General features: G+C 40.4%; 7 protein-coding genes and 1 pseudogene. 6 read left to right on the plus strand and 2 right to left on the minus strand.

What is annotated here, in order from left to right; all coding sequences use genetic code 11:
- The first annotated feature begins 751 nt into the window (after positions 1-751).
- The 6 genes from V7K49_RS08560 (at position 752) to V7K49_RS08585 (ending at position 10,051) form a co-directional block, all read left to right on the plus strand.
- Positions 752-3,559 carry a DUF3131 domain-containing protein gene (locus tag V7K49_RS08560; protein WP_335205210.1) on the plus strand — a complete coding sequence of 936 codons (2,808 nt, stop codon included), beginning with the start codon at positions 752-754 and terminating at the stop codon, positions 3,557-3,559.
- A gap of 188 nt (positions 3,560-3,747) precedes the next feature.
- A complete protein-coding gene (locus V7K49_RS08565; protein WP_335205211.1) occupies positions 3,748-4,806 on the plus strand; it encodes a hypothetical protein in 1,059 nt (352 codons plus the stop codon).
- Entirely contained in the window at positions 4,807-6,264 is a 1,458-nt protein-coding gene (locus V7K49_RS08570) for a DUF3131 domain-containing protein (RefSeq protein WP_335205212.1), read from the plus strand. It begins immediately after the preceding gene.
- 96 nt (positions 6,265-6,360) lie between these two features.
- Complete coding sequence (locus V7K49_RS08575; protein ID WP_335205213.1) at positions 6,361-8,346, plus strand: glycosyltransferase; 1,986 nt, start codon at positions 6,361-6,363, stop codon at positions 8,344-8,346.
- Positions 8,347-8,407: 61 nt separating this feature from the next.
- Positions 8,408-9,118: a PIG-L deacetylase family protein gene (locus V7K49_RS08580; protein ID WP_335205214.1), complete on the plus strand. Its 711-nt coding sequence runs from the start codon at positions 8,408-8,410 to the stop codon at positions 9,116-9,118.
- A 606-nt stretch (positions 9,119-9,724) separates the two neighbouring features.
- On the plus strand, positions 9,725-10,051 hold the full coding sequence (locus V7K49_RS08585; RefSeq protein WP_298916457.1) for an STAS domain-containing protein: 327 nt from the start codon (positions 9,725-9,727) through the stop codon (positions 10,049-10,051).
- A gap of 309 nt (positions 10,052-10,360) precedes the next feature.
- Here the strand turns inward: V7K49_RS08585 and V7K49_RS08595 are convergent.
- Positions 10,361-10,636 (minus strand): annotated as a pseudogene (locus tag V7K49_RS08595) (transposase).
- A complete protein-coding gene (locus V7K49_RS08600; protein WP_335205215.1) occupies positions 10,626-11,036 on the minus strand; it encodes a transposase in 411 nt (136 codons plus the stop codon). Before V7K49_RS08600 ends, V7K49_RS08595 begins: the two are co-directional and overlap by 11 nt.
- Positions 11,037-11,101 lie beyond the last annotated feature (65 nt).

An 11,101-nucleotide genomic window follows, 5' to 3' on the forward strand; every position in this document is an offset into this window, starting at 1 on the left:
CAGTTAGTATGATTCCTAACGCGCTAGGCATCATTTATCACTTAATTTCGGAACTCTATCTATCTTACGTTTTTTTTGGTTGACCTACTTATCTGTAGCGTGAGCTACGCACTCCAGCACTAAAGTATGGGTATCGCCTATAAACTGTTCTGCGGAGTTGATATCAAATCTGTAAATCGGCATTATTCTGCTTAATAAAGCTCGTTATGTAGAGCGCTATCAATTTATTTAAATTTGATAATACATTAAAATATATTATTACTCCTCCGTTTATTTACTTAATTCGTCATAAATAGTTATAGAAACTCAATTTTTGGACAATATACAAACCTTTTCCGTATACAGACCCCATTTAAGTAAACAATATAGAAAATTTCCGTATAATTCACCCTGATATTCAGAATTTTTACGACTATCATCCTGTAGTCAGATACTGTACAGATTTTTTCTGGATATCAAACTATGGAAAAAAACCCGAAGAATTTGATCAAACAGGTTCAGGATGTAATTCGCTTTAAACATTATTCATACAATACTGAGAAAACCTATATTCCAAAGCGTGGTGGTCAAGGTGTTCGTAATCCGCTTGACTCATAAAAAATCTATCATGAATACGCGATTTGATGTCGTTCGCTGGCGCTACTCGACTGAATCGATAAAGCCATTACGAAAAAAATAGACCTAATAAAGCTCGATTTATGAATATAGCTGTACAGACGGGCTATGACACTCCTAACTCCTTCTTTGCATTATGATATACAAACCCCGTCAACAAAAGCTGTTGAGATTGATTGCATTGTTCTTAGTGGGGACATTTCTGCAATTGTTGTTTTACATGCCGACACCAGTCTTATCCCAAAATTCCAGTATTTGTAGCAATATTACAGCCCCACTCACTCCTGAAGAACAAACTTATGCTCGTGGTGCTTGGCAATATTTTGTCAAAAATTATCAGCCAGCAACGGGATTTACCAATTCTACTGGGGGTTATCCTTCTGGTACACTCTGGGACATGGGTAACTACCTGATGGCATTAAATGCTGCACGTTGGTTGAATCTTACTGATCAAACAGACTTTGATGCACGCCTCAACAAGTTTTTGACGACTCTGAGCAGCCTGAAGTTATTTGAAGATACCTTGCCCAATAAAGTCTATAACGCAGCCACTGCACAGATGGTTGATTATGGCAACAATCCCCTTGAGCGGGGTATTGGTTGGTCTGCTTTGGATGTCGGGCGAATACTTGCGGCGTTTGATGTCATCCGTACCTGTCATCCTCAATATAATGATTGGCTTAAAGGAATTGTAGCAAAGTGGCAAGTGGCGCGATCGCTCAAAGATGGACAACTTTTCGGCGCTACTGTTCTTCCAGACAACAAAACGTTACTGGTGCAAGAAGGACGACTCGGCTACGAAGAATACGGCGCTAGAGGTTATCAGCTTTGGGGTTTCTCTGCACCCAAGGCTATTTCTTTAGAACCGTTTAAGTTAGTTGAAATTAATGGTGTGCAAATTCCCGTTGATACCCGTGATTTTAAAAGCACCAACGCTAATAATTATGTTGTTAGTGAGTCTTATATCCTTGATGGGATTGAATTTGGCTTGCAAGGTGAATTAGCTGATTTTGCTGTCAGGGTTTTAGATGTGCAAAAACGACGTTTTGATACCACAGGCCAGTTGACTGCGGTCACAGAAGACAATATTGACCAAGCGCCTTATTTTCTTTACAACACCGTTTACGCAAACGGTGCAAACTGGGCAACTATTACTGATGCCAATCAGCCTTATCCACAGTTTCGCAGCATTAGCACAAAAGCTGCTTTTGGCTGGCGTTATCTTTTTCCAGATAATGCCTATGCCCAAAAAGTTTTTGATGCAGTTAAGGATCTCCGTAGTCCTGATGACAGTGGTTACTATGCTGGTATCTATGAAGAATCAAAACAACCCAACAAAGCTTTGACAGGTAATACTAATGGGCTAATTTTGGAAATTTTATACTACAAAGGTAAGGGAAATCACCCCTTAATTGCTTCCACTTCTGCGAGTGTATCTACTGGCAAGCCCAGTGAAAATGCTTCTCCTGCAACAGCCTTAAATCAACCGAATTCTACTGTTACGACTCCGGCTGCAACCCCTACAGACACTTCTAAAATTACGGAAGTGACTGTTGCACCTATTCCACCAGTGGACAGTCCTAAGCCATCATCTCAGATGAAGATGGATCGACCACTGACTGTTATTGAAAGGCGTTATGCGGAAGCAGCTTGGCGATACTTTCAAGCGAATTACCACTCCAAGAGTGGGCTAATCGACGATCGCAGTGATTTCAAAGGTGCAACTCTCTGGGGCTTAGGAGATTATCTCGCAGCACTTCATGCAGCGCGATCGCTTGATATAATTACCCCGAAAGAATTTGACCAGCGCACCCGCCATCTTTTAGGAGCCTTGACAAAGTTACCGTTATTTGCTGGAGAATTGCCGGGTCGGGGTTATGATACGCGATCGCTCCAACCAGTAGATTATGGTGGAAATCCAGTTCCAGAAGGAAACGGCTGGTCAGCTTTAGATTTAGGCAGGATACTAGCAGCGCTTTACAACTTAAAAACCTGTCATCCAGAATATACAGCCGCCGTAGATAAAATTGTGCTGGATTGGTCATACTTGCGTGTGGTACGTGAAGGTATTCTCTCCAGTGCTATAACCGCCAAAGATCAAGATGGGCGATCGCTTACCCGCGTCAACCCTGAAATCCGCTTGGGTTATGAGGAATATGCAGCTCGTGCTTTTCAATTATGGGGATTTAATGTTGAGCATTCTGCTATTGGCGGTGAATATCAAACTGCTTTAGTAGAGGGAGTGAAAGTACCAATCCAACGCCGTCGCACAGATACTAACTCCAAAGTTAACCAATACACAGTTAGCAATCCTTTCTTACTCTATGCACTGGAGTTTGGACTAGATCGACAAATGCGATCGCTTTTTGAACCAATTTTTCAGGCGCAAGCTGAACGTTACCGTCGCACCGACACCCTCACAGCTTCAGCCACCACTTTGATTGATCGTAAACCTTACACTGTCCACAGCACAATTACTGGAAAAGGTGAGCCTTGGGCGGCTTTAGCAGATGACGGGCAAACCGTACCAAAGGGGCGATTGGTAAGTACAGCAGTCGCTTTTGCCTATCATGCCCTGCTTCCAGAAAACAAGTATAGTCAAGAGTTACTGCAAGGAACGACCGACTTATACAATCCATTAGCCGGTTTTTATGAGGGTTTCTATGAAGCCACAGGTAAAACAGCAATTGGTTTCACCAGCAGCACCAACAGTATGATTTTGCAATCCTTGCTGTACAAAGTGATGAATCGACAACCCCTAATTCGTCCGACTACCATGATGAACTCTCCTTGGTGGGTAGCAGTTAACAAAAGTGATTCTGGACGAGGTCTACCCAACACTACCACACAACAAATCAGGTTAATTTCTGATACTTCTGGAAGTTACTGGGTTTCAGGTAGCGAAAATACTCCGCTAGTAACTGGCACAAAAGTTACAGAATAAGTTGACACGCACCTCACTTTAAGCTCATCCCCCGCCTTGCAGGGATGGGCTTTCGCCCTGACTGTTTGTAATTACAAAGTTGTGTTTGTTATTAATCAGTTGTATTTGGGAATACTTGTACATGATGCAGTAGCTTTCACGAGCAACAGACATCTCGATTCAAAATCCCTGTTTATTCTTTTAAATCTATGAACAAGGTACGACTGGCGTTGATGATGCTAATTTTACTAGGAAGCATCTTTGCAAATAAAAATCTAATGGCGGTTACTGATGCCCCAAGGCAACTCGAAAACCGGAAATTAAACCAAATTCGCAACCAAACAGCTTCCAATACTCCTGTATTACTGGGACTCTATGCCCCGGATTATTTAGGAAATCAAAGTAAAATTGACAGCGAATTGCGTCAAGTCGATCAATGGGTTGGTAAGCGCCATTCTATTGCTGGATTTTTCTTAGATATTGAAGACTCGAATCCTGCCTACAACATTCCAGTTCCCCTAAAACAACTGAGGCAAAATGGATACACAGCCTTTATTAATCTCAAATCTACTCGTTCAGCGGCGCAGATTGCTAGGGGAGACGTAGATAGTTCTCTGCAAAAAGTGGCAAAAGCCTATGCTGACTGGGCAAATGCAGGCGAGGGCCGGATTGCGTTTATTGCACCGTTGCAAGAGATGAACATTACTGGAGAAGCATACAGCAAAGACCCGCAGAACTACAAGTTAGCTTATCAACGTATCCAAAAAATATTTAAAGAGGCTGGTGTATCTTCACAGACAATCCGTTGGGTATTTGCGCCTAATGGTTGGAGTGAAAATAATGAACATCGCTTTGAAAACTACTATCCTGGGGACAAGTCCGTAGATGTCGTTGCCTTTAGTTCGTATAACTGGGGATATTGTAGTAACTCTTCTTGGAAACATTGGAATAGCCCCAAAGAGGCTTTTGAACCATATATCAAGCGGATGAAGGTTATGGCTCGCAGTAAGCCGATTTTCATCGCTCAAACAGCTAGTACAAGTAATACGCAAAATGGGTTACAAAAAAATGCCAAAGACCAATGGTTACAAGACTCTTACACTCAGCTATCTAGGATGGGTGTAAAAGCCATCCTTTACTTCAATATTAATAAGGAATGTGATTGGGCAATTAACAGTAATAGTGGCAAATCTGCTGGTTATAAAGACGCGGTAAATAATCCAGCTTTTGGGTATTTATCCCCTGCTGAATTGGCAAAGAAGATATAAATGGCAATAAGCGTCATCAAAAGCATGATTTTGCAATCAGTTTTGTACACAACTACAAATCAACAACTCCTGCTTTGTCCGAGTCTAGCGACGTGGCAATGCTCTCATACCCCATCTATACTCATTGCTGCCCCTGATAACTTTAACCTTGATATCCAAACACCATCGCCACAAATTGTTCCAAAATCTACTGTTCCTACAGTCATCCCACTACCGCCAAAACCAATAACTACGCTAGAAAAACCTGTTACTCCTTCGCCAACAACTTCTTTACCACGATTGACCCAAGAAACAGATCAAATTGCTGCCGCGCGGGCTTGGAAATATTTTGAGCGTAACTGGAATCCCCAAACAGGTTTAGTAAATTCGGCAGACAACTTGCCCTGGACAACTTGGTGGGATCAGGGTAGCGCCTTATTAGGAATTCATGCAGCTTACCAGTTAGGGTTATTGCCAAAAGATAGGTTTCAACAACGGATGAACACGTTGCTACAGACGTTGGAAAAACTGCCGCTACCTGCAACTGGTTTGCCCAACAAAGCTTATAGTACCCGTACTGTTGAAATGCGCCAACTCAATGATACTCCCGATCCCAAGGGTATCAGTGGTTGGTCAGTCTTGGATATGGCGCGATTTTTATTAGGATTGCATGTAATGCGATCGCATTATCCAGAATATAGCGATCGCATTAATCGCATCGTGACTCACTGGAATCTATCGAAACTTGTCAAAGATGGTTGGTTAAATGGTGCTATTCCTAAAGCAGGTGGACTTCTCGAAGTACAAGAAGGGCGGTTAGGCTATGAGCAATATGCTGCTCATAGTTTAAAGTTGTGGAACATTCGAGCTACTAATGCTCTTTCCAATCCACCAGTTAAGATGGTTGAGGTTGATGGTATTACTCTGCAAATCGATCAACGAAATTTAAAAAACTCTGGAGCTACTAACTATTTAACAAATGATCCTTATTTGCTTTGGGGTTTAGAAATGGGTTGGAATGATACTGTCAAGCCTCAAGTGGAAAATATTTTAAAAGTGCAACAACAACGATTTAAACGCACTGGAATTTTAACTGCTATAAATGAAGATTCGTTGGATCGTCCTCCTTATTTTCTGTATTACAGTGTCTACGCCAATGGTAAAGCTTGGCAAGCCGTTAACGTTACAGGAAAAGCCTATCCCCAATTCCGGTTTGTCAGTACGAAAGCAGCATTTTCTTGGTTTGCTCTCATGCCAGATCATCTTTACACGAAAAGGCTACGAGACTTTGCTCAAAATTTAGCCGATAAAAATCGCGGCTATCTTTCAGGGCGATATGAAAACTCTAAACTAGGTGTTAATGCTTCAGTTGATGTTAATACGAATGCAATCATTTTAGAAAGTTTGCTTTACCAAGCTAGAGGCAGACATCCACTGTTGCTTAATGCCAGGAGCCAGGGGGAACAGGGGAGGCAGTAGAAATAAATAAAATTTTTAACAACTCCTAATTCCCAACTTTTAACTCAGCACTTTTTCTCGTTGCACTAGCCTATTAGATTAATTACTGGTACTAAGATGACTTCAGTTTCTATTAGTGATAATTCTTCAAATTTTTCTGGCAATAGTCGCTCATCACTCAAAAAAAGAACACTGTTATTTCGCTACCTGGCAGAAATCAATTTAATTTTTGGGTTCTGGTATTTGCAATGGCGCATTACCCATTCGATCAATTTTGATGTGCTTTGGATTTCTATTCCTTTACTGATAGCAGAAATTTATAGCTATCTCGGTGGTGTAATGTTTGTAATTGGGTTATGGCGTCCTTTAGTGCGACAGATTAAGTCTCTTGACCAGATGATCCCACCTCTACACAGATCCGAATGGCCAACAGTAGATGTATTTGTGACCTGCTACAACGAGCCACCAAAAATTGTCGAAGAAACTGCCAAAGGTGCTCTGACAATGGATTATCCGCCAACAAAGTTACGGGTTTTTGTCCTTGATGATGGTAACTCGGTTGATATGCGGGCTATGACAGAAAGATTATGTATTGAGGATTTGCAGTCACCACAACTACAACAAGAAGCAGCTCGAATTGATGCAGAACACTCTTGTTTGTTGCAGCGCCTGAAGCAACTGGAAAATCTCACACCTAATACTCAAGCCGCTGAACAATGGCTGCAAGCATCATCATCAGAACCAATGGTTAACCAGTTGGCTACCGAATTTGTGCAAAGTCTGCGACAGTTTATACTTTGGTTACCTCCAGATCATCAAAGTATAAGCGATCGCCTAACTACCGAACGGAAAGCCTTAGAAAAAGCTATTCGCAACAAAGAACTGGAACTAGTGGAACTCTCCCGGTTTCGCTACATTGCTCGTCCCAAGACACCTGGCGTAGCCCATCATGCTAAAGCAGGCAACATCAATTACGCAATTTTTTCTGGAGAAACAGCAGGAAATTTTATTGTTACTCTAGATGCGGACCACATTCCCAAACCAAATTTTCTCAAGCGAGTTCTGCCTTATTTTTATACATATAATCTTTCAACAGGAAAATACGACCAGAATAAAATTGCTTTTGTACAGACCCGCCAGGATTTTTACAATATTCCTCCAGACGATCCTTTTGGACATCGAGCAAATTTATTTTATGGGCCACTTCAACAAGGTAAAGATGGTATGAATGCTGCGTTCTATACGGGCACAAATGCGATATTGAGGCGTGAGGCATTAGTTAGTGTAGGACTGCAAAATTTTGCTGATGAATTCATCAAAGATGAAAAACGTTTAGATGAATTTGATTTAGTTGGTGGAGTATCAAGCAATAGCATTACGGAAGATATGAATACAGCCATGCGTCTGCATAGTGCTGGCTGGAAATCTATTTATCACAATGAACTTTTGGCACAAGGTTTAGCACCAGAGGACCTGAGTTCTACTCTTAAACAGCGACTACGCTGGGCACAAGGAACTATCCAAGTGCTAGTTAGGGAAAATCCACTGACAAAATCAGGGCTAACGTTTTGGCAAAGGTTGCAATATTTTAAGACGATGTATAGTTATTTCTCTGGTTTTGCAACTCTAGTTTTTATTTCTTGTCCAATTATCTATTTTTTTACAGACATTGTTCCAGTTAAAACCTACGGATCTGACTTTGCCCTCCACTTTTTCCCAGCTTTTCTTATCAACCGTCTTACTTTCATAGCAGCTACCTGGGGCATTCCAGCTAGAGAAGTTTGGCGCTCTGAACAATATGCGATCGCTTTATTTCCCTTGCTGATCCAAGCGGTATGGAGTGTGTTTACAGGACAAAAACTCAATTTTCAAGTCACACCTAAACAAAGGCAATCTGGTATTTATCTTCGACTGGTTTGGCCACAGTTAGTTGTCTTTACCCTTACTATTTTGGGGATATTATGGAGTCTTTACTGCTTTGCAATTGGTCATCTAAATAATCCTTTAGTTCACCTGCTCAATGGTGCGTGGGCTATCTATAACCTGCTACTTTTGTCGGTTATCATCCGCGCATCTGTTTGGCAGCCTCCAAAAGAAGCTTAAGAGGGACACAAAGGAGAATAACTCTTAACTTCCTTATAAATCCAATCTAGAAAACATAGCTATGAATACCTATTCAGACTCAAACAACTTTGGTCAACAAACTGTCTTAACAATTTATGCTCATGCTGATGATGAGGTTTTACCTGCTGCTGGCACTCTCAGTCTGATGTCCAAGGCAGGATGGAATATTCGTTGCTTAATTTTGACTGATGGCAGTCTTTCTAGTTCACCTGTTAAGGGTACACGTCATCAAGAAGCAGATGCAGCGGGTAAAATCATCGGTGCAACTTACGAGTTTTATGCACTTGAGGAGTATAATTTTTCTACACAAGCAGTAATTAAAGTTACTGAAGATGCTATTGAGCGTTGGCAACCGGATCTGATTATTACTCATGCACCACAACCTGAAAAATATGGACATAGAGATCATGAAGTATGTGCGATCGCAGTTTCTAATGTTGCCACCCGTAAAAATATAACTTTATGGTATTCAGCACCACCTGTTTTTTTACGTGGTTTTGAACCAAACTTTTTTGTGAATATCACCTCTGTAATTGAGGAAAAAGTTGCAGCTATTGGTTGTTATGAATCAGAGTTAAATAAAACATTTATGCAACTTGATGCCATACTGGTTTTATCTCGTTTTTGGGCACGAGAGTTAGGTCAGAAAGATGGTTATTTTGAAGCTTTTGAAATCTCCCGGCAATGTGTGGATGCTAGCTTTTTCACTACTATAGTCAATAAGAATTACCAACCAATCAAACAAAGCTAATTGCATATAAAACACAAAACCTTTGTAATCGACCACGGATGATTGCCAACAAAAACACAATATCTCTCAAGGAATTAAGGAGTTACAGGGATTAATCCCAGCGATTCTACCTCATTGAATAAAGGTGAAAAAACGGCTATGAGAAAGAGGAATTAAGCAGCGTTTGTTACTTGTTCACAAGAAGCAGGAACTTTTGGAAGCAAAGAAGGAGAAGGTTTACCAGTGTGTGTCATTGCTGCTGTCATAAAATCGATGACAAGCAACGCTCTTACTTGAGCGTAGTGATAACAGTTAACATCCTTTGTACAAAAATACTTACAGTTTAACTTTGAGAATCAAAATTGGCACGTCGTTTTCCTCACAGCAGGACAAATAGCTCTAACAGATAGGCATTATTAGTTGGTTTTACACCCTCAACTTTCATAAAAAACCATAAAGCTGGTTCAACTTGCAGTAGCTGGCAACAAGTACAGATAGTTTTGGCAAGTGGTATTTTTTCTTTGGAACTAATCTGTTATAAACTATGCTCTATCTATTGCGGTTTACTTATGTCAATGCCAAAATATAAATATATCTTTTCAAAGCAAATAGTAGGAAAATAAAACCATGAACTTGAGTGTAAAAGTCCTAGAACTAACTGGAATTTTAGATGGAATTAGAGGTAATGAATTGCGTCGTGAAGTTAGCGGAATTGTTGCAAATGGAACTGATATTTTGTTGCTTGACATGAAAGAAGTAAAGTTTATCGATAGCTCTGGTTTAGGTGCTTTAGTGTCAGCAATGCAAATAGTGCGAAATGCTAATGGGAAACTTTTTGTCTGTTCTATTAGCGATCAAGTCAGGATGTTGTTTGAGCTAACTAAAATGGATAGGATCTTTCAAACCTTTACTGATCAAGATGAATTCAATCGCCAGGTGTTGGCAACGCAATAGGCCGCTAAACAACACAACATTTGAATAGACCTGTTCTGAAATTTATAACCCACTCTGTACAAGGGTTTTCAAGCCTGCCTACATGTCTTCAATCAATATAGGAATAAGAGTTTGGCATAGTTGATAATAGTTTAACGTGAATTCGATGGAGCTAAAAAATGGTAGGAGGTAGAGCAGGTAAATCTTTTGCATAAATATCAATGGAAGGTTTTTTAGGTAAATAAGTATAAGCAACTAAACCAGCCATCAAGTTAACCAAAAAGTTAAATGGACTACGATGACGAGAGTGTTCTATTTGACATATATTTTTCAGATGGTCATAAACGGACTCAAGACAGCATGTTTGCGTAACAGAATTTTATCAATCAGTTTTACGAAACGGTTTTTCATTTTCTTTTTCGATTTTGCCACTAATTGCAAGCCTCGCTCATCTAACTCCCCAAATAACTTTTGACCAGATTATCCTCTGTCACCAAAAAGTTTACTTTCTTAATCCTTAGTCATATCGGGGACTGGTTTTCGGTCGTCTACATTGGCAGGAGTTAGCTGAAATGCTAGGAATTCTCCACAATCATTAATAATCAAATGAAGTTTGAAACCAAAGTGCCAACGAAGGTGAATTTTTCCCCCATTTGACTAATCCTTTAAATACTTTGTGAGAATGCGCTCTACAGTTATGGTAAACATTAATTGGCGTGGAATCGATAAAGCTGAATACTTCAGATGATTCTATTACTGGAGATGTGAACGAGAATTCTTCTTCGTTGCACTTGATTTTGCGATCGCGTGTTAGGGAATAACAGTTAACAATACCTGATTTTGGGCTTAACCGAGAAGTATTGATTGAGGCAGCTCTTCTTTGTTCAATTTTTTGAATATTTTGCAGGCTGTAACCAGTTTTCCTCGCTAGCTCATTTTGAGACAAGCCTTTAGCTTCTCTCGTCTTTTTCAGTTTTATCCCTCTTCTGTCACTCTCCGAAAACATTTGTCATTTCTGAATTCCAGAGCTTTTATACAGGAAGCGTAGGCGTAGCCCGCCGCAGGCATCGC

Source organism: Nostoc sp., assembly GCF_036919675.1.
Classification (GTDB): domain Bacteria; phylum Cyanobacteriota; class Cyanobacteriia; order Cyanobacteriales; family Nostocaceae; genus Nostoc.

Bases quoted from the DNA above. Each gene is read 5' to 3' on its own strand.
- V7K49_RS08575 (WP_335205213.1), top strand. From the start codon at position 6,361: ATGACTTCAGTTTCTATTAGTGATAATTCTTCAAATTTTTCTGGCAAT.
- V7K49_RS08600 (WP_335205215.1), bottom strand. From the start codon at position 11,036: ATGTTTTCGGAGAGTGACAGAAGAGGGATAAAACTGAAAAAGACGAGA.
- V7K49_RS08570 (WP_335205212.1), top strand. From the start codon at position 4,807: ATGGCAATAAGCGTCATCAAAAGCATGATTTTGCAATCAGTTTTGTAC.
- V7K49_RS08565 (WP_335205211.1), top strand. From the start codon at position 3,748: ATGAACAAGGTACGACTGGCGTTGATGATGCTAATTTTACTAGGAAGC.
- V7K49_RS08580 (WP_335205214.1), top strand. From the start codon at position 8,408: ATGAATACCTATTCAGACTCAAACAACTTTGGTCAACAAACTGTCTTA.
- V7K49_RS08585 (WP_298916457.1), top strand. From the start codon at position 9,725: ATGAACTTGAGTGTAAAAGTCCTAGAACTAACTGGAATTTTAGATGGA.
- V7K49_RS08560 (WP_335205210.1), top strand. From the start codon at position 752: ATGATATACAAACCCCGTCAACAAAAGCTGTTGAGATTGATTGCATTG.